This is a genomic window from Streptomyces sp. NBC_01537, assembly GCF_045040445.1.
Taxonomy (GTDB): Bacteria; Actinomycetota; Actinomycetes; order Streptomycetales; family Streptomycetaceae; genus Actinacidiphila.
The window spans coordinates 4,099,017-4,121,443 of sequence record NZ_CP109392.1 but is presented as its reverse complement, the minus strand read 5'-3'; the positions used below and the strand labels follow the sequence as shown (position 1 = coordinate 4,121,443).

The 22,427-nt window shown below is 69.7% G+C and carries 23 protein-coding genes; 13 read left to right on the top strand and 10 right to left on the bottom strand.

The features are described from left to right. Positions 1-246: 246 nt before the first annotated feature. Complete coding sequence (locus OG607_RS18945; RefSeq protein WP_405724477.1) at positions 247-1,173, bottom strand: HAD family hydrolase; 927 nt, start codon at positions 1,171-1,173, stop codon at positions 247-249. A 118-nt stretch (positions 1,174-1,291) separates the two neighbouring features. Between OG607_RS18945 and OG607_RS18940 the strand changes: the two genes are divergently transcribed. The 7 genes from OG607_RS18940 (at position 1,292) to hemB (ending at position 8,294) form a co-directional block, all read left to right on the top strand. Next, positions 1,292-1,528, top strand: coding sequence for a glutaredoxin family protein (locus OG607_RS18940; RefSeq protein ID WP_329314031.1), 237 nt, complete (start codon positions 1,292-1,294; stop codon positions 1,526-1,528). Positions 1,529-1,683: 155 nt separating this feature from the next. Next, positions 1,684-2,343 carry an exonuclease domain-containing protein gene (locus OG607_RS18935; protein WP_405724475.1) on the top strand — a complete coding sequence of 220 codons (660 nt, stop codon included), beginning with the start codon at positions 1,684-1,686 and terminating at the stop codon, positions 2,341-2,343. Positions 2,344-2,474: 131 nt separating this feature from the next. Further along, positions 2,475-3,242, top strand: a complete 768-nt coding sequence (locus tag OG607_RS18930; RefSeq protein WP_405724473.1) for a redox-sensing transcriptional repressor Rex — start codon at positions 2,475-2,477, stop codon at positions 3,240-3,242. Beyond that, entirely contained in the window at positions 3,239-4,591 is a 1,353-nt protein-coding gene (locus OG607_RS18925) for a glutamyl-tRNA reductase (protein WP_405724471.1), read from the top strand. The genes OG607_RS18930 and OG607_RS18925 overlap by 4 nt, the downstream gene beginning before the upstream one ends. Then, on the top strand, positions 4,588-5,547 hold the full coding sequence (hemC, locus tag OG607_RS18920) for a hydroxymethylbilane synthase (RefSeq protein ID WP_405724469.1): 960 nt from the start codon (positions 4,588-4,590) through the stop codon (positions 5,545-5,547). Before OG607_RS18925 ends, hemC begins: the two co-directional genes overlap by 4 nt. After that, entirely contained in the window at positions 5,544-7,181 is a 1,638-nt protein-coding gene (locus OG607_RS18915) for a uroporphyrinogen-III synthase (protein WP_405724467.1), read from the top strand. Before hemC ends, OG607_RS18915 begins: the two co-directional genes overlap by 4 nt. A 114-nt stretch (positions 7,182-7,295) precedes the next feature. Next, positions 7,296-8,294, top strand: coding sequence for a porphobilinogen synthase (gene hemB / locus OG607_RS18910; protein WP_405724465.1), 999 nt, complete (start codon positions 7,296-7,298; stop codon positions 8,292-8,294). A gap of 46 nt (positions 8,295-8,340) precedes the next feature. On the opposite strand, the gene OG607_RS18905 is transcribed toward hemB, so the two are convergent. Further along, positions 8,341-8,739: a hypothetical protein gene (locus OG607_RS18905; RefSeq protein WP_405724463.1), complete on the bottom strand. Its 399-nt coding sequence runs from the start codon at positions 8,737-8,739 to the stop codon at positions 8,341-8,343. A 174-nt stretch (positions 8,740-8,913) separates the two neighbouring features. Here OG607_RS18905 and OG607_RS18900 point away from each other — a divergent pair, with 174 nt between their 5' ends. Then, complete coding sequence (locus OG607_RS18900; RefSeq protein ID WP_405724461.1) at positions 8,914-9,903, top strand: helix-turn-helix domain-containing protein; 990 nt, start codon at positions 8,914-8,916, stop codon at positions 9,901-9,903. Here the strand turns inward: OG607_RS18900 and OG607_RS18895 are convergent. The 4 genes from OG607_RS18895 to argS form a co-directional block, all read right to left on the bottom strand. Next, complete coding sequence (locus OG607_RS18895; protein WP_405724459.1) at positions 9,827-10,096, bottom strand: DUF397 domain-containing protein; 270 nt, start codon at positions 10,094-10,096, stop codon at positions 9,827-9,829. The two genes, OG607_RS18900 and OG607_RS18895, sit on opposite strands and share 77 nt — an antisense overlap. Beyond that, entirely contained in the window at positions 10,093-10,917 is an 825-nt protein-coding gene (locus OG607_RS18890) for a Scr1 family TA system antitoxin-like transcriptional regulator (protein WP_405724457.1), read from the bottom strand. Before OG607_RS18890 ends, OG607_RS18895 begins: the two co-directional genes overlap by 4 nt. A 71-nt stretch (positions 10,918-10,988) precedes the next feature. Then, a complete protein-coding gene (locus OG607_RS18885) occupies positions 10,989-11,738 on the bottom strand; it encodes a DUF4253 domain-containing protein (RefSeq protein WP_405724455.1) in 750 nt (249 codons plus the stop codon). A gap of 51 nt (positions 11,739-11,789) precedes the next feature. Continuing rightward, the gene (gene argS, locus OG607_RS18880) at positions 11,790-13,532 is read right to left on the bottom strand and encodes an arginine--tRNA ligase (RefSeq protein ID WP_405724453.1); all 1,743 of its coding nucleotides are present in this window, start codon (positions 13,530-13,532) and stop codon (positions 11,790-11,792) included. Positions 13,533-13,660: 128 nt separating this feature from the next. On the opposite strand from argS, the gene lysS reads away from it, so the two are divergent. Next, positions 13,661-15,322, top strand: coding sequence for a lysine--tRNA ligase (lysS, locus tag OG607_RS18875; protein WP_405724451.1), 1,662 nt, complete (start codon positions 13,661-13,663; stop codon positions 15,320-15,322). 40 nt (positions 15,323-15,362) lie between these two features. On the opposite strand, the gene OG607_RS18870 is transcribed toward lysS, so the two are convergent. From OG607_RS18870 to OG607_RS18860, 3 genes are all read right to left on the bottom strand, one after another. Continuing rightward, complete coding sequence (locus tag OG607_RS18870) at positions 15,363-16,532, bottom strand: DUF2637 domain-containing protein (protein WP_405736890.1); 1,170 nt, start codon at positions 16,530-16,532, stop codon at positions 15,363-15,365. A 126-nt stretch (positions 16,533-16,658) separates the two neighbouring features. Continuing rightward, positions 16,659-17,360 (bottom strand): DUF3558 family protein, encoded by a 702-nt coding sequence (locus tag OG607_RS18865; RefSeq protein WP_405724449.1) that lies wholly within the window; start codon positions 17,358-17,360, stop codon positions 16,659-16,661. A 65-nt stretch (positions 17,361-17,425) separates the two neighbouring features. After that, the gene (locus OG607_RS18860) at positions 17,426-18,244 is read right to left on the bottom strand and encodes a hypothetical protein (RefSeq protein ID WP_405724447.1); all 819 of its coding nucleotides are present in this window, start codon (positions 18,242-18,244) and stop codon (positions 17,426-17,428) included. Positions 18,245-18,468: 224 nt separating this feature from the next. Between OG607_RS18860 and OG607_RS18855 the strand changes: the two genes are divergently transcribed. The 3 genes from OG607_RS18855 to OG607_RS18845 all read left to right on the top strand — a co-directional run bounded on the left by OG607_RS18855 (position 18,469) and on the right by OG607_RS18845 (position 20,508). Then, positions 18,469-19,662: an RtcB family protein gene (locus OG607_RS18855; protein ID WP_405724445.1), complete on the top strand. Its 1,194-nt coding sequence runs from the start codon at positions 18,469-18,471 to the stop codon at positions 19,660-19,662. A gap of 157 nt (positions 19,663-19,819) precedes the next feature. Continuing rightward, positions 19,820-20,182: a type II toxin-antitoxin system RelE/ParE family toxin gene (locus tag OG607_RS18850; protein ID WP_405736888.1), complete on the top strand. Its 363-nt coding sequence runs from the start codon at positions 19,820-19,822 to the stop codon at positions 20,180-20,182. Continuing rightward, positions 20,179-20,508: a helix-turn-helix domain-containing protein gene (locus tag OG607_RS18845; RefSeq protein WP_405724443.1), complete on the top strand. Its 330-nt coding sequence runs from the start codon at positions 20,179-20,181 to the stop codon at positions 20,506-20,508. The genes OG607_RS18850 and OG607_RS18845 overlap by 4 nt, the downstream gene beginning before the upstream one ends. A 294-nt stretch (positions 20,509-20,802) precedes the next feature. On the opposite strand, the gene OG607_RS18840 is transcribed toward OG607_RS18845, so the two are convergent. Then, positions 20,803-21,732, bottom strand: coding sequence for a nucleosidase (locus OG607_RS18840; protein ID WP_405724441.1), 930 nt, complete (start codon positions 21,730-21,732; stop codon positions 20,803-20,805). Positions 21,733-21,794: 62 nt separating this feature from the next. Here OG607_RS18840 and OG607_RS18835 point away from each other — a divergent pair, with 62 nt between their 5' ends. After that, positions 21,795-22,355, top strand: a complete 561-nt coding sequence (locus tag OG607_RS18835; protein WP_405724439.1) for a hypothetical protein — start codon at positions 21,795-21,797, stop codon at positions 22,353-22,355. The last annotated feature ends 72 nt before the right edge of the window (positions 22,356-22,427 follow it).

Here is a 22,427-nt window from a genome sequence, read left to right as displayed (position 1 = left end):
TTCGTGCAGGCGACGCTACACCGAGTTGCTGAAATCGCCGATTCCGCCCAATCTCTGACGGATTGGTGACCGGTCAATTATCGAACATGAAAACGGAGTTGACCATATCGCGTCGTGAATTGCTCGCGTGGAGTGCGTGTTGTGGCTGTGTGGCACGCCGGGGGCTGGGGTGGGAACAGAGGGGGTAAGCCGGGGGGATGCCCCGGCCCACCTCTGCACGCGCAGGGTCGGTTACCGCCGGTGACCCTAGCGGCGGCGGCGCTGCAGGGCCACGGCGGCCGCCGCGCCACCGGCCACGGCGCCGACTCCGGCGGCGGCCGGGATGCCGATTTTCGCCGCCTTGCGGCCCGTGCGGTAGTCGCGCAGCCGCCAGCCCTGGGTGCGGGCGTGCTTGCGCAGGCGGCTGTCAGGATTGATCGCGTACGGATGTCCGACGAGCGACAGCATCGGGATGTCGTTCGACGAATCGCTGTACGCCGCGCAGCGGATGAGTTCGAGTCCCTCCGCGGCGGCCAGCGCCTTCACGGCCTCGGCCTTGGAGGGGCCGTGCAGCGGCTCGCCGACCAGGCGTCCGGTGTAGACGCCGTTGACGTGCTCGGCGACGGTGCCCAGGGCGCCGGTGAGGCCGAGGCGGCGGGCGATGATGGTGGCGGTCTCGACGGGGGCGGCGGTGACCAGCCAGACCCGCTGGCCGGCGTCCAGGTGGGCCTGGGCGAGGGCGCGGGTGCCGGGCCAGATCTTGCCGGCCATGTACTCGTCGTAGATCTCCTCGCCGATCGACATGAGCTCCTCGACGCGGTGCCCCTTGACGATCGACAGTGCGCTGTCGCGCGCCTCCTGCATGTGCTCGGGGTCCTCGGACCCGGCCATGCGGAAGTACGCCTGCTGCCAGGCGAAGCGGACCAGGTCGCGCTTGTGGAAGAACTTCCGTTTGTACAGGCCCCGGCCGAAGTGGAAGATCGCGGCGCCCTGCATCACGGTGTTGTCCAGGTCGAAGAACGCCGCGGCGTGGGGGTCCCCGATGACGGGGAACTCACTGGGCGCGGCGGCATCTTCGTCGTCCTGTTTCGCCAGGGGCGCCGCGAGGGCGGCCTCGGCCGCGGCCTCGCCTGCCAGGACGCTGCGCGCGGTGGCGGAACGTTTACGGGGAGTGAGCCATGGGAGAGCGGCCATGTGGTGAGCATAGCCAGTTCGTTCGGCGCTCCCGATGCGCGCGTGGAGCGGCTGTATGAACTCCTTGCGACGTATCTGTTACCCGGATCTCCGTCCGGACGGAGGCACAATGGCCCGCATGAGGACTGTGACGCTGATCGGCAAGCCCGGCTGCCATCTGTGCGACGACGCGCGGGTCGTGATCGAGAAGGTGGCGGGGGAACTCGGCGCGGCGGTGGATGAGCGCGACATCACACAGGACGAGGAGCTGTACCGCAAGTACTGGGAGCAGATCCCTGTCGTCCTGGTGGACGGCGAACAGCACGATTTCTGGCGGGTGGACGAGGGCCGGCTGCGCAGGGCGCTCAGTACCTGACGCCGCGGGTGAGCCGGTTTGCGCGGTTTCTCTGTGCTCGCCCATTCGATTACCATCGAGGTCGTTTTGGATTACTGCGTACGGCGGGGGCGCGCGAAAGGATCGGTGAAAGCGTGCTCCGCGCCAGGCCTCAGGGGGTTCACGGCGGATTCGCGGTGGTCGACCTCGAGGCGACCGGGTCCAGTTCCCGTCGGCACCGGGTGGTCGAGCTGGCGGTGGTGCTGCTCGACGGCGGTCTGATTCCCCAGGGCGAGTTCTCCACGCTGGTCGATCCCGAGGGCCCGGTCGGGCCCACGCACATTCACGGCATCGAGCACCGGCATGTGACGGCCGCGCGGGCACCGCGCTTTGCGCAGGTCGCGCCGAAGCTGCTGGGGCTGCTGCGCGGCAGGGTGCTGGTGGGGCACAACGTGGGCTGCGACCGGGCGTTCCTGACCGCGGAGTACGCCCGTCTGGGCGTCGAGCTGCCCGCCGTGCCGGCCATGTGCACCATGCGCATGGCGGCCTTGCGGGGAGCCCTGCCCGGGGCGCTGAGCCTGCGCGCATGCGCGGAAGCGGCCGGAGTGACGGGCTGGTCGGCGCACACGGCGCTGGGGGACGCGCGCGCCACGGCCCGGCTGTTCGCGCAGTACGCGCGGGCTCAGACGAGCCATTCGCACGCCGAGGCGGCGCTGGCGCGGGCCGCCACGCTGGACTGGCCCCAGCTGACGGGCGCCGACGCGCAATGGGTGGGGCGCGGAGTTACGGATGTGGCGCTCAAGAGGAACGTTCCGGCGCAGCAAATGGTTTCGTATGTCCGTAATGGGGGTGCGTGATGCCGGTCACTTCCCTGGGGCAAATCGGACACCATCTTTGTGCACGCGTTCACAAAGACATAGATTGGCGTGCACGGGGCGGTCATAGGGACTGTGGTCGCCCGCAGCCCAGCTCTACCCGCAGGAGCATCGTGGCAACTGGCCGAACTCACCGACCGGCGACCCGCAGCCGAGGGATCCCCGAGGCCACCGTCGCCCGTCTCCCGCTGTACCTGCGGGCTCTGACCGCGCTCTCCGAGCGCTCGGTGCCCACCGTTTCCTCGGAGGAACTCGCTGCGGCCGCCGGTGTGAACTCCGCCAAACTTCGTAAAGACTTCTCCTATCTCGGCTCGTACGGAACACGAGGCGTCGGATATGACGTCGAATACCTCGTGTACCAGATCTCTCGGGAGCTCGGCCTCACCCAGGACTGGCCGGTCGTCATCGTCGGCATGGGCAATCTTGGAGCGGCCCTCGCCAACTACGGCGGTTTCGCCTCCCGTGGATTCCGTATCGCCGCGCTCATCGACGCTGACGCCCAGCTCGCCGGAAAGCTGATCGCTGGACTACCGGTGCGGCACGCCGACGAGCTGGAGGACATCGTCGAGGACAACCAGGTATCCATCGGTGTGATCACCACACCGGCGGGCGCCGCGCAGGAGGTGTGCGACCGGCTGGTCGCCGCCGGGGTCACCTCGATCCTCAACTTCGCGCCCACCGTGCTGGCTGTGCCGGACGGGGTGGACGTGCGCAAGGTCGACCTCTCCATCGAGCTGCAGATCCTCGCCTTCCACGAGCAGCGCAAGGCCGGCGAGGAACTGGGCGAGGCCCTCGCGCCGCCGACGGCGGCCAAGCCGATACGGGGCGCGGTCAAGCGCCAGGGACCTGACGGGGAACTTCCAGCGGTGATGCCGGCATGAGTCTTCTCGTGGTCGGGCTGAGCCACCGCAGCGCACCGGTCAGTGTCCTGGAGCGGGCGGCGCTCGCCGAGGACGCCAAGGTCAAGCTGCTGCACGACGCGGTCGCCGCCGAGCCGGCCGCCGAGGCCGCCGTCCTGTCCACGTGCAACCGCATCGAGCTGTACGCGGACGTGGACAAGTTCCACGCCGGGGTCGCCGAGCTGTCCACGCTGCTCGCCGACCACAGCGGGGTGCCACTGGAGGAGCTCACCCCGTACCTGTACGTGCACTACGAGGACCGGGCCGTCCACCACCTGTTCTCGGTGGCCTGCGGGCTGGACTCCATGGTCGTCGGCGAGGGCCAGATCCTCGGCCAGATCAAGGACACCCTCAGCACCGGCCAGGAGCAGCACACCGCGGGCCGCCTGCTCAACGACCTGTTCCAGCAGTCGCTGCGGGTCGGCAAGCGCGCCCACTCCGAGACCGGCATCGACCGGGCCGGGCAGTCCCTGGTCACCTTCGGCCTCGACCAGCTCGCCCAGGCCATCGGCGGCGTCGACTCCTTCGGTGACTGGGCCAAGGACAAGCGCGCCCTGGTCATCGGGGCCGGCTCCATGAGCTCGCTGGCCGCCAACACCCTGGCCCGGGCGGGCGTCAGCGAGATCGTCGTCGCCAACCGGACGCATGCGCGTGCCGCCCGCCTCGCCGAGGCCGTCGGCGGACGCGCCGTGCGCATGGACGACGTGGCCGCCGAACTGCCGCATGCCGACATCGTCGTGTCCTGTACGGGGGCCACCGGGCAGGTCATCGACGCCGAGACGGTGGCCCGCGCGCTGCGGTCCCGTGCGTCGCAGAGCCCCATCGGGCTGCTGGACCTGGCGATGCCGCGCGACACCGACCCGGCGGCCGGGGCGCTGGAGGGCGCGCACCTGGTCGACCTGGAGACCATCGGCACCGCCGCGCAGGACGCGCCCATGGCGGCCGACGTGGACACGGTCCGAAAAATCGTATCGGCCGAGGTGGCCGCCTTCGGCGCCGCCCAGAGGGCCGCTCACATCACGCCGACCGTCATCGCGCTGCGTTCCATGGCCGCCGATCTGGTCGCCTCCGAACTGGCCCGCCTCGACGGACGCCTCCCCGACCTGGACGACCGCGAACGAGCAGAGGTCACCCAGACCGTGCGCCGCGTCGTCGACAAGCTCCTGCACGCGCCCACCGTGCGGGTCAAGCAGCTCGCGGGCGAACCCGGCGGCGCCGGTTACGCGGACGCGCTGCGCGAACTCTTCGACCTCGACCCGCAGGCGGTCGCTGCCGTCAGCAGCGTCACCAGGTCGGATGAACCGGCTGAACCGAATCGAGGGCGGGCATGAGAAGCCCGAACGCACTGAAACTGGGTACCCGGCGCAGCGCGCTGGCGATGGCGCAGTCCGGCAAGATCGCCCGGCAGGTCCGGGACCTGACCGGCCGAGAGGTCGAGCTGGTCGAGATCACCACGTACGGCGACACCTCGCGCGAGCACCTCGCGCAGATCGGCGGCACCGGCGTCTTCGTGTCGGCGCTGCGCGACGCGCTGCTGGCCGGCGAGATCGACTTCGCGGTCCACTCGCTGAAAGACCTGCCGACCGCCGACCCCGAAGGCCTGACACTTGCCGCGGTCCCGGTCCGCGAGGACCCCAGGGACGCACTGGTGGCGCGGGGCGGGCTGACCTTCGAGACCCTCCCCGAGGGTGCGAGGATCGGCACCGGCTCGCCGCGCCGCATGGCGCAGCTGAACCACTGGGCGCGGCAGCTCGGTCTCGCGGTCGAGACGGTGCCGATCCGTGGCAACGTCGACACCCGGATCGGATATGTTGCCTCAGGCGACCTGGACGCCGTCGTCCTCGCCGCCGCCGGACTCGGACGGCTCGGCCGCCTCACCGAGGCGACCCAGCTGATCCCCGCCGACGCCGTACTGCCGGCCCCCGGACAAGGGGCGCTGGCCATCGAATGCTCTGCGCAGTCAGCAGAGCTGGCTTCTACGCTCGCCGAGCTCGACGACCCCTTCACCAGGGTCGCCGTGACCGCCGAGCGTGCTCTGCTCGCCGCCCTTGAGGCCGGCTGCTCCGCCCCTGTGGGCGCGCTAGCCGACCTTGTGGCCGACGGGCAGGTTTCCGAGCTGCGCCTGCGCGGCGTCGTCGGCACGACCGACGGCACCTCGCTCGTACAGATGTCCATCACCGGTGCCACCCCTGCCTCTCGCGAGGACGCAGCGGCCCTCGGCCGCGAACTCGCCGCCGAGATGCTCGCCAAGGGTGCGGCCGGTCTTATGGGGGAGCGCGAACTTTGAGCCCCATCGCCGCCGCAGCGACCAACAGCCCCGTCTGCGGACACGTCACTTTCCTCGGCGCCGGACCCGGAGACCCCGGGCTGCTGACCCTGAGGGCCGTCGAAGCGCTCGGCGCCGCCGATCTGCTGATCGCCGACCCGCAAGTGCTGGACGTCGTGCGCACGCACGCCAAAGCAGGCGTCGACACGGCCGAACCCACGCCCGGTGAAGGCGCGTTGGGCTCGTCCGCCGATGCCACCCAGCTTTTCATGGCCTCCGCGCGCTCCGGCAAGCGGGTCGTCCGTGCCGTCACGGGCGACCCCGGCCTCGACGGCGCCACAGCGGGGGAGATGCTCGCCTGCGCACGCGCAGGCATCCCCTTCGAGGTCGTCCCGGGTGTGGCGGCAGCCGTGGGCGTGCCCGCCTACGCGGGCGTCCCGCTCAGCGGCGACGTACGGTTCCTCGACGCCGCATGCGCAGGCACGCGTACCTGGACCGAGGCCGGTGCGAGCGACGCGACTCTCGTCGTCTCCACCACCTTGCAGACGGTCGCCGCCGCATGCGCAGAGCTCGTATCCGCCGGGCGCAAGCCCGACACCCCGCTGTCGGTGACCGTCGCCGGCACCACCACGCGGCAGCGGACCTGGTGCGCCACGCTGTCGACGATCGCCGCCGAGCTGAAGGCGACAAAGGCTCTGCCGACTCCCGAAGGCCCGATCGCGGCGATAGCCGTGGTCGGTGAGGGAAGCGTGGAGCAGCGCGAGCACCTGTCCTGGTTCGAGACCAAGCCGCTCTTCGGGTGGAAGGTGCTCGTCCCCAGGACCAAGGAACAGGCCGCCTTCCTGTCCGACCAGCTCCGCTCCTACGGCGCCGTTCCGCACGAGGTGCCGACCATCGCCGTCGAACCGCCGCGCACGCCCCAGCAGATGGAGCGGGCGGTCAAGGGGCTCGTCACCGGCCGCTACGAGTGGATCGCCTTCACCAGCGTGAACGCGGTGAAGGCCGTACGTGAGAAGTTCGAGGAGTACGGGCTCGACGCGCGCGCCTTCGCCGGCATAAAGGTCGCGGCGGTGGGCGAGTCGACGGCCCAGTCGCTGGTCGAGTTCGGCGTCAAGCCGGACCTCGTGCCCAGCGGCGAGCAGTCCGCGGCCGGGCTGCTGGACGACTGGCCGCCCTACGACCCGGTTTTCGACCCCATCGACCGGGTCTTCCTGCCCCGGGCGGACATCGCCACCGAGACGCTGGTGGCCGGGCTCGTCGAGCTCGGCTGGGAGGTCGACGACGTCACGGCCTACCGCACCGTGCGCGCGTCGCCGCCCCCGGCGGACACGCGCGAGGCCATCAAGGGCGGCGGCTTCGACGCGGTCCTGTTCACGTCGAGCAGCACGGTGCGCAACCTCGTCGGCATCGCCGGCAAGCCGCACAACGTGACCGTCATCGCCTGCATCGGGCCCGCCACCGCCAAGACGGCCGAGGAGCACGGGCTGCGGGTCGACGTCATGTCGCCCGAGCCGTCCGTCCACGCGCTCGCCCAGGCGCTGGCCGACTTCGGCACGAAGCGCCGCGAAGCGGCGGCGGCGGCCGGCGACCCGGTCACCCGGCCGAGCGAGCGCCGCCCCGGGTCGAGACGGCGAGCGCGCGTACCACTCGCCTGACAGCGATGCCCTCCGGTGGGGTGTGGGGCCGCACCCCCGCCCCCGCTGGACGGGCTGGACAGGTCCGACGCCGAGTCGGGAAAGGCACCCGTCGCACGGGCGTACCGTGGTGGGATGAGCAGCCCCTACGGTGAATTCCCGGGAACGCGGCCCCGCCGCCTCCGTACGAGCCCCGCCATGCGACGCCTGGTCGCGGAGACGCGCCTGCACCCGGCCGAGCTGATCCTCCCCGTCTTCGTACGGGAGGGCGTGAGCGAGCCCGTGCCGATCTCCTCCATGCCGGGCGTCGTCCAGCACAGCCGGGACACGCTGCGGAAGGCCGCCGTCGAGGCGGCCGAGGCGGGCGTGGGCGGGATCATGCTCTTCGGGGTGCCGGAGGACGCGAAGAAGGACGCGGCCGGCTCGCCGGGAACGGACCCGGAGGGCATTCTGCAGGTCGCCATCCGGGACGTGGTCAGCGAGGTCGGTGACTCGGTCGTCGTCATGTCCGACCTGTGCCTCGACGAGCACACCGACCACGGCCACTGCGGCGTCCTGGACGCCGAAGGCCGCGTCGACAACGACGCGACGCTCGCCCGCTACGAGGAGATGGCCCGCGCCCAGGCCGACGCGGGCGTCCATGTCGTCGGCCCCAGCGGCATGATGGACGGCCAGGTCGGCGTCATCCGCCGCGCGCTCGACGAGGCCGGGCACCAGGACGTGTCGATCCTCGCGTACACCGCGAAGTACGCCTCCGCCTTCTACGGGCCGTTCAGGGAAGCCGTCGGCTCCTCACTGAAGGGCGATCGCAAGACCTACCAGCAAGATCCGGCCAACTTCCGTGAGTCGATGCGCGAGCTGGCGCTGGACCTGGCCGAAGGCGCGGACATGGTCATGGTCAAGCCCGCGATGCCGTACCTGGACGTGCTGTACAAGGTCGCGCAGTCCGTGGACGTGCCGGTGGCGGCGTACCAGATCAGCGGTGAGTACGCGATGGTCGAGGCGGCTGCCGCGAACGGCTGGATCGACCGCGACCGGGCGATCATGGAGACGCTGACCGGGATCCGCCGGGCGGGCGCGAACATGATCCTCACCTACTGGGCGACGGAGGTCGCGCGGCAGCTCGGCCGCTGACGCGAAAGGGCCCGGACCGGCCTGGTGGCCGGTCCGGGACGGCGTGCTAGCAGTGGTAGTAGTCCATGTGGCCGTCGAGGTTGTCGTCGTAGTAGATGAGGTCGAGATTGGCTTCCGACGTCCAACCGAGGGTAGTGCCGTTGGCGATGCGGACGTACCACCAGACGTTGCCCTTGGAGTTGGTGGCGTAACAGCGAAGGTAGACCTCCGTGTCGAGCGAGATGCTCGCGACGTTGTCACACGTGGAGTACTCGTTGTTCTTCAGGTGGGTGGAGATGTTCATGATGGCGGCCCCCTCACCGTTCGCGCTGGGACTCCAGGCCGTACACGATGCGGCGTAGGCCGCAGGCGTCGTGGCGATGGATATGCCGAAGCCCATGAGCGCGGTGGTCAGAACGGTCATGAGCAGCCGGGTCAGACGACGGTGCGACAGGTTGCGCATCACGCGGATCCCCTCTCGGATCGATGAACGGTCGCTTGCGGGAGCGACGTTATTGCGGGGCGTGGCACCGCGTCGTTGGCGCTCAGCGCCATCGGATTGGTACCGAGCGCCAGGCTGGATTACCCCTCACCCCCCGATCGGCCGGACGGCCACAATGTCGGAGGCACGGGGGGTCACATGTTCGAAACGGTATACAGCAGTGATGAGTTGCCGCCTGGCGAGAGATTCGACCGGTGGCGCGAGATGATCACGCGGTCGTATCTGCCGTCGGTGGTCAACAGCAAGGACGCCGACGACTTCCACGGCGTGGCCAGGGTGCTGCAGGCCGGTCCGGTGCACGTGGCGACACTGAGGCTTCCGGCGCTGCAGGTCCTGCGCACGCCGGTGCATGTGCGCAGGTCCGATCCGGATCAGTACCAGCTGGCCGTGACGCTGCGGGGGCGGCGGACCATGGCGCAGTGCGGACGCGAGGTCGTACCGGAGGTGGGGGACCTGGTGCTGAACGACTCCTCGCATCCGTACGAGTCGTGGACCCTGCCCGACGGGGGCGCGGTGGAGACGATCACCGTGGGCATACCGCGAGCCGCGCTGCCGCTGCCACGGGCGAAGGTCGACCGGCTGCTCGCGGTGCCGATAGCCGGGGACACCGGGCTCGGGGTGCTGCTCACGGAGTTCCTGGGACGCCTGGCCGCCGAGTCGGAGATGTACCGGCCGCAGGACACCGTACGGCTGGGCACGGTGGTCCTGGACCTCACCACGGCGGTGCTGGCTCATCGTATGGAGGCTGCAGATGCCGTTCCGCCGGAGAGCCGTCAGCGCGCACTGCTGGTCAGCATCAACGCCTTCATCGAGCGTCGGCTCGGCACGGTCCAGCTCTCGCCCGCCCTGGTCGCCGCCGCGCACCACATCTCCGTACGCCAGCTGCACCGGCTCTTCCGGCCCCAGGGGACGACGGTGAGCGAGTGGATCCGCCACCGCAGGCTGGAGCGCTGCCGCCGAGATCTCCTCGACCCCCGCCTCGCCGAGCTGCCGGTCCACGCGGTGGGGGCACGGTGGGGCTTCGGGTGTGCGGCGGACTTCAGCCGGGCCTTCAGGACCGCGTACGGGACTCCGCCCGGAGACTACCGGCGGCGAAACCGGCCAGGGCCGCCCAGGCGGCCGGGCTGAGGGTGAGCGTGCCGGCGGCGGGGTCCTTGGAGTCACGGACGTGGACGGCGGTGGGGCAGGTGGCGACTTCGAGGCACTGACCGCCTTCGTCGCTGCTGTAGCTGGACTTGCGCCAGGCGTAGGCGGCTTCGAGGCACTGGCCGCCCTCGTCGCCGCTGTAGCTGGACTTGAACCACTCCAGTGCGCTGTTCATCGCTCTCCTAGCAGCCGGTCCAACAGGCCTCTGGTGTCCTCGGGGTTGAGCGCCTGTGATCGCAGCATCGCATATTTGAGGCCCAGGCTGCTGACCTGATTTCCGTCGGCGGTGAGATGGCTGCCGCGGTTGGTCTCGGTGTAGGCGTAGCGCGTGTGCTCGGGGGTCTCCAGCAGGGTGAACGGACCGGCGAGCCCGGCGTGGGTCTCGCGGCCGAACGGCATGATCTGGAACGTCAGGCCCGGGAGTTCGGCGGATTCGCGCAGGTGGCGGAGTTGTTCGGCGTACACCTCACGGCCGCCGAGGCGGTCCATCAGGATGGCCTGGGAGATGACGAAGCTGGCGGTGGGCGGGGTCTTGCGGTGCAGGATCTCCTGGCGTTCGACGCGGGAGGCGACCTGCTGCTCGATCTCGTCCTCACCGAGGGCGGGCACGCGGCTGCGGAAGACCGCGCGGGCGTAGTTCTCGGTCTGGAGCAGGCCGGGGACGACCAGGGTGTCGTACCAGGACAGGGCGAGCGCCCGCTGCTCGATGTCCATGTACTCCTCGGCCCAGACCGGGAACTTCTCCTGCTCCGGCAGATTCTCCGCCGCCACCGCGAGGACCCCTTTTGTGTCCAGCAACGCGTCCAACTGCTCGGCCAGATCGGGCTTCAGGGGCCGCCTGCCCTGCTCGATGGAGCCGATCCACTCCTCGGACACGCACAGGCGCTCCGCCAGTTCGCGCTGCGTCAGCCCGGCCACCCGCCGGAACAGGGCCAGTTGGGAGCCGACGAGTCGCAGGGGCGAGGTCTGCTTCTTCTGTTTCTGCGATGGGCGCATGAGGGTCAAGTCCCCAGCCCTGCCCGTACCTGACCTCGAACAAACCCGTACGGAAAAACCGTACGGGTCCGTCAGTCCCACCAGAAGTGCCATTGATCCTTGCCCAGGATCTCGCGCTCGGCGTAGGCGCTTATGTCCACGTCGACGTCGTCCGGGCAGAAGGCGAGGTGCTCGGCGGCGACGGCCTCGGCGTCGGCGAGGGTCTGCGGTGGGGCGGCGACGGAGAGGACGAGGCGATCGAGGCTGATGGCGACGACGCGTACGCCGAAGCGGTCCTCCCATGAGCGCAGGACGGAGCAGAGAACGGCGACGTCCTCCTCGTAGTTGACCGGGCCGCACCAGCCGATGGCGGCGGGTATGTCGGCGCTGCGGCGGGCGGGGACGAGGGCGGCGCGGAGGTCTTTGGACCACGGCTCCTCGATCAGGGCGGAAGCGGTGGCGGCGGCTCGGTCGTCGGGGTCCGCAGCCGACTCCTGGGCCGGGGCTAGGCCGGGCCAGTCCTCGTCCTGCAGGGACTCCCACAGCTCGGCGAGGATTTCCTCCGGGTCGTGGTCGCCGGGGTAGGAGGCCTCGTCCGGGTCGAGCTCCCAGCGGGTCAGGGGCCCGTCCGTGAGGTCGAGCAGCACCGGGTGGAGCCCTGCGGTCCGGCGGGCGGGCAGCAGGGACGTCCACACGCCGGGGGCGGCGGGCTCGTTGGCGTACCAGAGCAGCCCGGGGTGACCGTCGGCGTCCACGAAGGTGCCGCGGGGCAGTTGGATGCCCAGGGAGTTGCTGGCCGGGTCGTCGGCCAGCTGGGGGAGTGGGTTGGGAAGCATCGCCATGTGGCCGACTCTAGAGCCGGCCACTGACAACGCGACGGGAGGTGCGGGAGGTTACAGCTGCCCGGGGGTGCGGATGCCGAGCAGGGCCATGCCCTGGTGCAGCGTGCGGGCGGTCAGGTCGGCCAGGAAGAGCCGGTTCTCGACCGTCTCCGGGGTCTCGGCCTTCAGGACCGGGCACTGCTCGTAGAAGGTCGCGAAGGCCGACGCCACCGAGTAGAGGTACGAGGCCAGTTTGTGCGGCTCGTACGTCTCGGAGACCGAGGCCAGCGTGGTGCCGAACTCGTCGAGCAGCAGGCCGAGGGCCCGCTCGGCCGGGGCCAGCGGGAGGTCGGGGTGGGCCAGCGGCTTGGCGTCGCCCGCCTTGCGCAGGATGGACTGGATACGGGCGTACGCGTACTGGAGGTAGACGCTGGTGTCGCCGGTGAGGGAGACCATCCGGTCGAGGTCGAAGAGGTAGTCGCGGCCGAGGGAAGTGGACAGGTCGGCGTACTTGATCGCGCCGATGCCCACCTCGATGGCGCGCTCGGCGACCTCGGCCTCCGACAGGTCCTCGTTCTTCTCCCGGATGACGGCCGCGGCCCGCTGCACGGCCTCGTCGAGCAGGTCCTCCAGCTTGGTGGAGACGCCCTCACGGGTCTTGAGCGGCTTGCCGTCCTTGCCCAGCACCGTGCCGAACGGCAGGTGGATGGCCTTGACGTCGTCGGTCAGCCAGCCGGCCCGGCGGGCGGTCGCGAAGACCATCTTGAAGTGCAGCGACTGCCGGGCGTCGACCACGTAGAGCAGGGTGCGGGCGCCCAGGTTCCCTGTCCGGTCGCGTACGGCGGACAGGTCGGTGGCGGCGTAGCCGAAGCCGCCGTCGGCCTTCTGGACGATGAGCGGGACCGGCTCGCCGTCCTTGCCCTTGATGTCGTCGAAGAAGACGCAGAGCGCGCCGTTGGAGCGCACGGCGACGCCGGACTCCTCCAGGAGCTTGCAGGTCTCGACGAGCATGTCGTTGTAGCCGGACTCGCCGACGATGTCCTCGTCGGCGATGGCGATGTCCAGCTTGTTGTAGACCGAGTAGAAGTAGATCTTCGACTCGTCGACGAAGCGCTGCCAGATCGCGAGCGTCTCGGGGTCGCCGGCCTGGAGGTCGACCACCCGGGTGCGGCTGCGGGTCTTGAAGTCCTCGTCGGCGTCGAAGAGCTTCCGCGAGGCCTTGTAGACGCGGTCGAGCCGGGACATCGACTTCTCGCCGGACTCGTCGGCGTCGTGGTCCAGCTCGTGCGGGTGCTCGATCAGGTACTGGACGAGCATGCCGAACTGGGTGCCCCAGTCGCCGATGTGGTGCCGCCGGATCACGGTCTCGCCGTCGAATTCGAGGATCTTGGCGATGGCGTCGCCGATCACCGAGGAACGCAGGTGGCCGACGTGCATTTCCTTGGCCACGTTCGGCTGGGCGTAGTCGATGACCGTGATGCCGGGCTCGGCCTTCGCGGGCACGCCGAGCCGGTCGCCGTCGGCGGAGCGGGCGGCGAGCGTCCGGGTGATGGCGGCGTCGGAGACGGTGATGTTGAGGAAGCCGGGGCCGGAGACCTCGACGGAGGCGATCAGGTCGTCGTCCTCGCCCATTGGGAGGCTCTCGACGACCTGCTGGGCCACCTCGCGCGGGTTGGCCTTGTTCCGCTTGGCGAGGCCGAGCACTCCGTTGGCCTGGAAGTCGGCCCGGTCGCTGCGTCGCAGCAGCGGGTCGGCGCCGAGGGCGTCGGCGATGCGCTGCTGGATCGAGGCGGAAAGCGAGGGGACCGAGGCCATGGGATGCATGCCGTTCGTGAGAGGGCTGAGATCGATTCTCAGTATCCCACGCGGGTACCACCCAATATTCTCTGGGACAATTGGCGGGCAGGTCCCCATTGGTTTTTTGCCGGAAGGAAGTCCAGACCGTGGCTCAGAGCACCGAGGCCGACTGGGTCGCCCGCTTCGCGGACGACGTCATCGAGGAAGCCGAGCGGCGGGCTCCGGGCAAAAAGGTCATCGTCGCTTCCGGCATCAGCCCGTCAGGGCCGATCCACCTGGGCAACCTGCGCGAGATCATGGTCCCGCACCTGGTCGCGGACGAGATCAAGCGCCGGGGTGTGCCTTGCGAGCACATCCTGTCCTGGGACGACTTCGACCGCTACCGCAAGGTCCCGGCCGGCTACGACCCCTCCTTCGCCGAGCACATCGGCAAGCCGCTGACCTCTGTCCCCGCACCCGAGGGCAGCGAGTACGCGACCTGGTCCGACCACTTCAAGGCGCCCTTCCGGGCCGCCCTGGCCACGCTGGGCGTCGAGGTCACCGAGATCAGCCAGACGGATGAGTACACCTCGGGCACCTACCGCGAGCAGGTCCTGCACGCCATGCGCGAGCGGCGCCGGATCGACGAGGTGCTGGGCCGCTACCGCACCAAGAAGAAGCCCGAGACGGAGCAGGACGACGAGGACGCGGCGCCGACCGCCGCAGCCGCCGAGTACTTCCCGTACAAGCCGTACTGCTCCGCCTGCGACCGCGACCTGACCACGGTGACCTCGTACGACGACGAGTCCACCGAGCTGACGTACACCTGCGCATGCGGCCATTCCGAGACCGTGTTCCTGAACGAGTTCAACCGCGGCAAGCTGGTCTGGAAGGTCGACTGGCCGATGCGCTGGGCCTTCAAGGGCGTGGACTTCGAGCCGTCCGGCGTCGACCACTCGTCGCCCGGCTCCAGCTTCACCGTCGGCAGCCAGCTCGTGCGCGAGATCTTCGGCGCCGAGCCGCCCATCGGCCCGATGTACGCCTTCGTCGGTATCAGCGGCATGGCCAAGATGAGCAGCTCCAAGGGCGGCGTGCCGGTCGCGGCCGACGCCCTGCAGATCATGGAGCCGCAGCTGCTGCGCTGGCTGTACGCGCGCAGGCGGCCCAACCAGGCGTTCAACATCTCCTTCGGGGACGAGATCTCCCGGACCTACGACGAGTGGGACGCCCTGGAGCGCAAGATCGCCTCGGGCGACGCCGCCCCGGTGGATGTCGCCGTCCATTCGCGTGCTGCGCAGACCGCGTCCGGCGTGCTGCCGACCACCCCGCGCAAGCTGCCTTTCCGTACGCTCGCCTCCGTCGTCGACATCACGACGGGCGACGAGGAGCAGACGCTGCGCATCCTGCGCGACTTCGACCCCGAGCAGCCCCTCGGTTCGCTGCAGGAGGCCCGGCCGCGGCTGGACTGTGCGGTGAACTGGGTCAACACGCATGTCGAGCCGGAGGCGCGTACGCAGGTGCGCACCGAGCCGGACCGGGAGACGCTCGCGGAGCTGTCGGACAGCGATCTGCAGGCCCTGAAGCTGCTGGTCGACGGCCTCGACGCGCACTGGTCGCTGGACGGCCTCACGACGCTTGTCTACGCCGTGCCCAAGCTCCAGGCCGGACTCGCGCCCGACGCCAAGCCGACGCCCGAGCTGAAGGTGGCTCAGCGGTCGTTCTTCGCGCTGCTGTACAAGCTGCTGGTCGGCCGGGACACCGGGCCGCGGCTTCCCACGCTGCTCCTCGCCGTGGGCGCGGACCGGGTGCGGCTGCTGCTCGGCGGCTGACGCCGGCGGCTGACGCAGGCAGCTGACCCGGGCGGCTGCTCTACGGCACGTACTGGTTCATTTCCATCTGGTAGCGCTCGTGCAGCTCCCGGAGGTCGTTGATGACGGCGGCCGCCGGGAGCATGTCGCCTCCGTACAGCTCATGGAGCTTGCGCACGAGGCGGTTCGCGTTCGGCGTGTTGCCGTTCTCGGCGACGCACTGACGGTAGGCGTGGTAGTACGCGTCCTCGCGGGATACGCCGTCCGGGATCGGGACGAACGGCGGCTCCGGCTCGGGGCCCGTCGAAAGCGGACGGCGGCCGTTGGCTGCCGCGCGGGGCTGTACGGGCTCCAGGTCCGGCTGCCACAGCGGCTCGGGCTGCGGCGTCGGGGACGGGGCCCAGGGCGCCGTGGGCATGCCGTTCGCGTCGACCGGCGGGGCGGGCTGGAGCTGGGCCGGGATCGGCAGCGGGGTGGCCTCCGGGATGAGCGGCGCGGGCGCGGGTGTGGATACGGATGCGGACGCGGCGATGGCGGCGGGAGCAGGCTCCGGGTCGGGGGTCACCGACAGCTCGGCCGGCACCGCCGGGATCGTCTCGGACAGCGGTACGCCGAAGCGCGCGAGCCGCAGCGGCATCAGGGCCTCGATCGGCGCCTTGCGCCGCCAGCCGCGCCCGTAACGGGCGTGCAGGCGGGCCTGGTAGATGAGGCGCTCCTGTTCGAGGCGGATCACCTCGTCGTAGGAGCGCAGCTCCCACAGCTTCATCCGGCGCCACAGCCGGAACGTCGGGAAGGGTGCCAGCAGCCAGCGCGCGATGCGCACCGACTCCATGTGCCGGTCGGCGGTGATGTCCGCGACCCGGCCGACCGCGTGCCGGGCCGCCTCGACGCTGACCACGAACAGGATCGGGATGATCGCGTGCATGCCGACCCCGAGCGGGTCCGGCCAGGCGGCGGCGCCGTTGAAGGCGATGGTGGCGGCGGTCAGCAGCCAGGCCGTCTGGCGCAGCAGCGGGAAGGGAATCCGCAGCCAGGTCAGCAGCAGGTCCAGCGCCAGCAGCACCACGATGCCCGCGTCGATGCCGATCGGGAACACGTTCGCGAACCAGCCGAAGCCCTTGGCCAACGCGAGTTCGCGCACGGCGGCGTACGACCCCGCGAAGCCGATCGCGGCGATGATCACCGCGCCCGCGACCACCACACCGGCCAGAATCCGGTGCGTTCGGTTCATAGGTATTACGGCCACGCCCGCCCCTCCTGTGCCTGCTGCTCGCCAACTGGCGGGGCCAGCCTGTCATATGAGATGAGGCGGGAGGTACGCAAAAGCATGCAATCCGGCACAGGGGGGAGGCGTTTGTTACGCGTTCTTCGCCGCCACCGACGCCACGGCCTCCTTGGCCGCCGTCAGCGCGTCCTTCTCGATGTCGGCCGCCTTGGGCGTCTTCGCGGTCTCGAACCCCGCCCCGTTGTAGGTCAGGATCACCGCGACATTCCCGGTGCGCGCGATCACCGTCACGTCCTGGTACTGCTCCTTGTCCTTCGTCACCTTCGCCGTGACCGTCGTCGCCTCGTCGCCCAGGCCCGTGGCCTCGGCAGCCGTCGCGCCCTTGACCGCCTTGGCCTCGGTCACCAACTCCTCGTACTGCTTCACCGCCTGCGACTCGGCCGAGCCGATGCCCGCGACCGAGTCGAAGCGCTGCAGCGCCACATCCAGCCACCGGTACTGGAAGCCGTCCAGGCCGTTCCAGGAACAGCCCCCGCGCGCCGCCGGGTCCGTGGACTTCGCGGCGACCCCGGACGCGTCCTTCACCTTCGGGACGAGCGCCTTGACGGTCTTCGTGCTGATGGTCTTGCACGGCTCGGGCAGCGCCGCGTACTCGGCTGCGGCGAGGGACGGCGAGGCGGAGGTGGACCCGGAACCGGATCCGGAGGGGGACACCGAGGGCGAACCGTCGGTCGTCGTCTTCGTCGATGAGCAGCCGGCGATGAGCATCACCGGCACGGCTGCGGCGGCCGCGCAGGCGAGCAGTCGGGCGTGGCGCGGGGCTGATCGTTGCATGGATCCTTCGCTCACTTCGGTACAGATTCGTACAGACAGCAAACGGCCAGCCTACGCGGTTCGGGTTATTGGTCGAGTTGATGCGCCAGTTCGGCGGCTACCTTGCGTGCGCCGTCCTGCAGACCCGGGCTCGTCGGAATGACTGAATTGTCCGTCGACCATTGCGAGTATTCGACGGTGACCAGCACATTCGCCTTCCGGAATACCAGGGTGATGTCCCGGTGCACCCCGGAGTCGCGGGTCGTCAGCACGTCGTCGATGTACGCATTGTCACCAAGGCCGTCGAGTGTGCGGGGGGCGTAGACGGAGGCGGAGGAGGACGGCGAGGCGGAGGGCGAGGCCGAGGTCGTGGAAGCCGAGGCGGAGGCGGAGGCTGAGGCCGAGGGGGAATCGGAAGCGGTGGCGCTGGCGGTGGCCGACTCGATGCCGGCCGCGGTCATCTTCTCGTCGTAGTCCGTGGTGGCCTGCGTCTCGTCGCTCACCGCTGTGTCGTACGACACCACCCGCAGGAAATCGACGTGCAGATAGCGATTCCCCTCGTCCGTCTTCCCCGTCCACCCGCACCCGACCCGCCGGTCGGTGTCATACGTCAGCTCCGCCTCGCCCGCGTAATCGCTCGCGTCCGGCACCAGCGACTTCAGCGTGCTCGCGCTCACCGCTCCGCACGGCTCCGGCAGCACCCGGTACTTCCCCGGCGGCGCCGCCGACACCGTCGTCGTACTGCTCGCCGACTTCCCGCCCGCCGTACTGCTGTCCGAACCGCTTGCCGCGCTGCACCCCGTCAGCGCGGCGAGCGCCAGCGCGCCGGCGCCGATGCCGCCGAGCAGCGCCCGCGCGGCGGAAGAGCGGGGACGGGGACGAGGCCTGTCTCGTGCTGGCTCCACTGACCTGGCCCCTTTCAGACGGCTCGCTGATCGCGATCCCGAAAAAACTGCTTGGCGCGCGACTGCGGCCGATGGACACAATGTCTACCGCACCCGCTGGTGCGGCCGCCCGATCATGGGGCTTTTTCTGGCGCTTCGTCCTTGATTTCCGCTTCCGGCGAGACTTGATTTGTTGTGCCTGTTTGTTATTGCTTGTCCTGTTCGTTCAATCCTGGGGGATTGCAATGTCGTACACCGAGGTTCCCGGCGTCCGGGTGCCCATCCGCATGTGGGCCGACCCGGCCACGGTCGAGAGCAGCGCCATGCAGCAGCTGCACAACGTCTCCTCCCTGCCCTGGATCAAGGGCCTGGCCGTCATGCCCGACGTCCACTACGGCAAGGGCGCGACCGTCGGCTCCGTCATCGCCATGCACGGCGCCGTCTGCCCGGCGGCCGTCGGCGTCGACATCGGCTGCGGGATGAGCGCCGTCAAGACCTCGCTCACCGCCAATGACCTTCCGGGGGACCTTTCGCGCCTGCGCTCCAAGATCGAGCAGGCCATCCCGGTCGGGCGCGGCATGCACGACGAGGGCGTCGACCCCGCGCAGTTCCACGGCATGCCGACGGCGGGCTGGGACGACTTCTGGGCCGGGTTCGACGGGCTCGCCGAGTCGGTCAAGTTCCGCCAGGAGCGAGCCGTAAAGCAGATGGGAACGCTCGGATCCGGCAACCACTTCGTCGAACTCTGCCTCGACGAGTCGGGCTCGGTCTGGCTCATGCTCCACTCCGGCTCCCGCAACATCGGCAAGGAGCTCGCCGACCACCACATCGGCGAGGCCCAGAAGCTCCCGCACAACCAGGGCCTGGTCGATCGCGACCTCGCCGTCTTCATCGCGGACACCCCGCAGATGGCGGCGTACCGGCGTGATCTCTTCTGGGCCCAGGACTACGCGAAGCGCAACCGCGCGATCATGATGGCGCTCTTCCAGGACGTCGTGCGCAAGGAGTTCAAGAAGGCCAAGGTCGCCTTCGAGCCCGTCATCTCCTGCCACCACAACTACGTCTCCGAGGAGCGCTACGACGGCATGGACCTGCTCGTCACGCGCAAGGGCGCCATCCGCGCCGGCTCCGGCGACTACGGCATCATCCCGGGCTCCATGGGCACGGGTTCGTACATCGTGAAGGGGCTCGGGAACGCCGACTCGTTCAACTCCGCCTCCCACGGCGCGGGCCGCAAGATGAGCCGGACCGCGGCGAAGAAGCGGTTCTCGACGCGGGACCTGGAGGAGCAGACCCGGGGCGTGGAGTGCCGGAAGGACTCGGGTGTCGTGGACGAGATCCCGGGCGCGTACAAGCCGATCGAGAAGGTGATCGAGCAGCAGCGGGACCTGGTGGAGGTCGTGGCGAAGCTGAAGCAGGTCATCTGCGTGAAGGGGTGACGGGGAAGGACAGGGGAGTGCGGGGTGGGGAGGTGTCGGCGGTGGCCGACGCCTCCTCCTCCCTGTTGGGGACCGGAGGGATCGCTCGTTTGGGCTATGTCTCGCCCAAAACGAACAGGGGATATAAGCTGTGCCTTAAGTTCGCAGGGCGTGGGAGATCACCTTGTTGCAGCCCGTGGAGGACTGGTTTCTGCGCCTCTGCCGGGACGATCCGGAGTGCGCGGACCAGATCGTCGACGCCCTTGATCACCTAGCTCTGGAGGCACCGAGTCTCGGTCGGCCGATGGTGGACCGAATTCATCGAAGCGTCGTGCACAACCTCAAGGAACTGAGACCCGGGTCGACCGGCAGATCGGAGGTGAGGATGCTCTTCGTCTTCGATCCCGACCGGGAAGCCGTCATCCTGGTAGCAGGAGACAAACCCGGTCAGTGGAGCAACTGGTACGACGAGAACATCCCGATCGCCGAGCACCGGTACGGAGAGTACCTGGAGGCGAAGAAGCACGGAGGTGTGGAGTGAAGGGACGTTCCTGGAGCGAGGTGCGCGCCGAAGCATTGGAGCGACAGCCTTCGCTGGACACTCCCGAGGCCGAGGAACAGCGCGCGCAGATCCGGGCCCGGAACAAGGCCGCCATCCGCGGGCATGAGCTTGCCGGGCTGCGACGTGCGGCCGGGCTTACCCAGGCTGAGGTCGCTGCTGCCTTGAACGTAAGTCAGGCGCGGGTATCCCAGATCGAGCATGGTCAGGTCGACAGCCTCGACATGCTGCGTGCGTACGCCACCGCGCTCGGCGGTGAGGTCTCCGTTGTGATCCAGAGGGGCGACGTTTCGGTGAAGGTCGCTTGAGGACGGTGGTGTGCGCGGTGTGGAGGGCGAGGGCGGTCTTGCCGATGCCGCCCATGCCGGTGACGGCGAAGATGAGGACGGGGATCGCGCTCGCACCGCCGGTCGGGTCGAGGTCGGGAAGGAGGCGGGCCAGCTCTGCGTCGCGGCCGGTGAAGCCGATGGGGGCGGGCGGGAGAGCGGCGGTGGCGGTGAGGACGGGGCCGTGGTGGACGTTGACGGGACCGTTGAAGGTGCCGTCCTTGCCGATTTCGATGTTGTCGCCCACGGGCGTGTTCCTACTTGCCCCCATCGGCTTCACCGGCCGCCGACGCGCTTGCCGATGACGGGGCCCTCGAAGACGCCGCCCTCACCGATCTTGAGGTGAGTGGGCTTGCTGCTGGGGGGTTCTTCCCCTTGGACGTCCTTGCCGATGACCTGGTCCTTGAAGGTGGCGCCCTTGCCGATTTCGAGGGGTTCGAGCAGGGAGCCCTCGCCTGTCGCGCCGGTGTCGGCGTTGCCGCCGGGGCTGGCCGCCGGTATCGCCTTGCGGAGGATGGCTACAGCGGCTTCGGCGGCGTTGCGGGCGGCCTTGGGCTGGGCGCCTGAGGCGTCGGCTTCGCCCTTACGGGAGTTGGCGTTGTCGCTGATGCCGCGGACGACGAGGGCGTCGAGGTTGCTGAGGTGGGCCGCGTGGAGGACGCCGGAGCCCTCCATCTCGATGGCGACGGCATCATTGAAGTGGCGGGTGATGCGTTCGGTGGTCGGAGAGCCGGACTGGGCGATCACGACATCGCCGACGGCGATCGGCTTGAAATGGACACCGGCCCTGCCGCGAAGGGCTGAGCGGGCGGCCTGGATCAGGCGGTGGGAGGGCGGCCAGGCCTCCGGTCGTACCTGGGAGCCGTCCTCGGTCTCCTTGCCGCCGTGGATCGCGTATGCCTTGGTGGCCACGACGACGTCGCCGATCGTGATCTCCGCGCGGAGGCTGCCCGCGACTCCGACGAAGAGCACGGCCGCCGGTTCCAGCCAGTCGATGACGTGCTTGGTGAGCGCGGCGGCGTTGCGGGCGCCCTCCCCGATCTCGACGAGCGCGACGCGCCAGGAACTTTGTGTGAGTTGGCCCACCTCGGCGAGCGTGCCGGTGGGGTGTGCCTGCTCTTCGACGCCGGTGAGGTGGGCACGTACGGCGTCGTACTCCAGGGACAGAGCGGTGAGGATCACGGCGGTGGGGCGGGCGTCGGCCACTGGATCACCTCACATCTGGGGCATACGGTGGTGCGTCAAGTGTGCCTGGCGGGAGGGGCCTTGTGGAGCAGGATGTGACGGCCGGGCAGTTGCTGCTGGCGGAGTACGCGAGCATCAAGGACGAGCAGAAGGCGCGGATCGGTTTCCGGGACAACCTGCTGTACGTGACGCTCACGGCGGTGGCGGCGGTTGTGGTGACGACGGCACAGTCGAAGCAGGCGGCGATGCTGCTGGCGCTGCCGCTGGTGTGCGTGGTGCTGGGGTGGACCTATCTGATGAACGATCAGAAGATCTCGGCGATCGGCAGCTATGTGAGGGGTGAGCTGGGGCCGAGGCTGGCGGGGGCGGCAGGGGTGGCTGGGCAGCCCGATGGTCTGCCGGTGTTCGGGTGGGAGTCGGCTCATCGGGGGGACAACGGGAGGCGGCTGCGCAAGGTGATCCAGTGCGCGGTGGACCTGCTGGCGTTCTGTGTCGTGCCGATGGCCGCACTGGTGATCTTCTGGGTGAGCGGGCAGGGGAGCGGGCTGCTGGTGGCGCTGTCGGTGGCGGAGGCGCTGACGGTGGGCGGGCTGGGGTGGCAAGTGGTCTCGTACGCGCGGCCGTTCACGCCTGCGGCGGGGTGAGCGGCGTGGGGGTGGGGAGGCCACCGGTCACCACGCTGCTGCCCGCCCGCCCGCACCGCCTGGCTACACGCC

Bases quoted from the DNA above. Each gene is read 5' to 3' on its own strand.
- OG607_RS18945 (WP_405724477.1), bottom strand. From the start codon at position 1,173: ATGGCCGCTCTCCCATGGCTCACTCCCCGTAAACGTTCCGCCACCGCG.
- OG607_RS18940 (WP_329314031.1), top strand. From the start codon at position 1,292: ATGAGGACTGTGACGCTGATCGGCAAGCCCGGCTGCCATCTGTGCGAC.
- OG607_RS18925 (WP_405724471.1), top strand. From the start codon at position 3,239: ATGAGTCTTCTCGTGGTCGGGCTGAGCCACCGCAGCGCACCGGTCAGT.
- hemC (WP_405724469.1), top strand. From the start codon at position 4,588: ATGAGAAGCCCGAACGCACTGAAACTGGGTACCCGGCGCAGCGCGCTG.
- hemB (WP_405724465.1), top strand. From the start codon at position 7,296: ATGAGCAGCCCCTACGGTGAATTCCCGGGAACGCGGCCCCGCCGCCTC.
- OG607_RS18900 (WP_405724461.1), top strand. From the start codon at position 8,914: ATGTTCGAAACGGTATACAGCAGTGATGAGTTGCCGCCTGGCGAGAGA.
- OG607_RS18895 (WP_405724459.1), bottom strand. From the start codon at position 10,096: ATGAACAGCGCACTGGAGTGGTTCAAGTCCAGCTACAGCGGCGACGAG.
- OG607_RS18890 (WP_405724457.1), bottom strand. From the start codon at position 10,917: ATGCGCCCATCGCAGAAACAGAAGAAGCAGACCTCGCCCCTGCGACTC.
- OG607_RS18885 (WP_405724455.1), bottom strand. From the start codon at position 11,738: ATGGCGATGCTTCCCAACCCACTCCCCCAGCTGGCCGACGACCCGGCC.
- argS (WP_405724453.1), bottom strand. From the start codon at position 13,532: ATGGCCTCGGTCCCCTCGCTTTCCGCCTCGATCCAGCAGCGCATCGCC.
- OG607_RS18870 (WP_405736890.1), bottom strand. From the start codon at position 16,532: ATGAACCGAACGCACCGGATTCTGGCCGGTGTGGTGGTCGCGGGCGCG.
- OG607_RS18865 (WP_405724449.1), bottom strand. From the start codon at position 17,360: ATGCAACGATCAGCCCCGCGCCACGCCCGACTGCTCGCCTGCGCGGCC.
- OG607_RS18855 (WP_405724445.1), top strand. From the start codon at position 18,469: ATGTCGTACACCGAGGTTCCCGGCGTCCGGGTGCCCATCCGCATGTGG.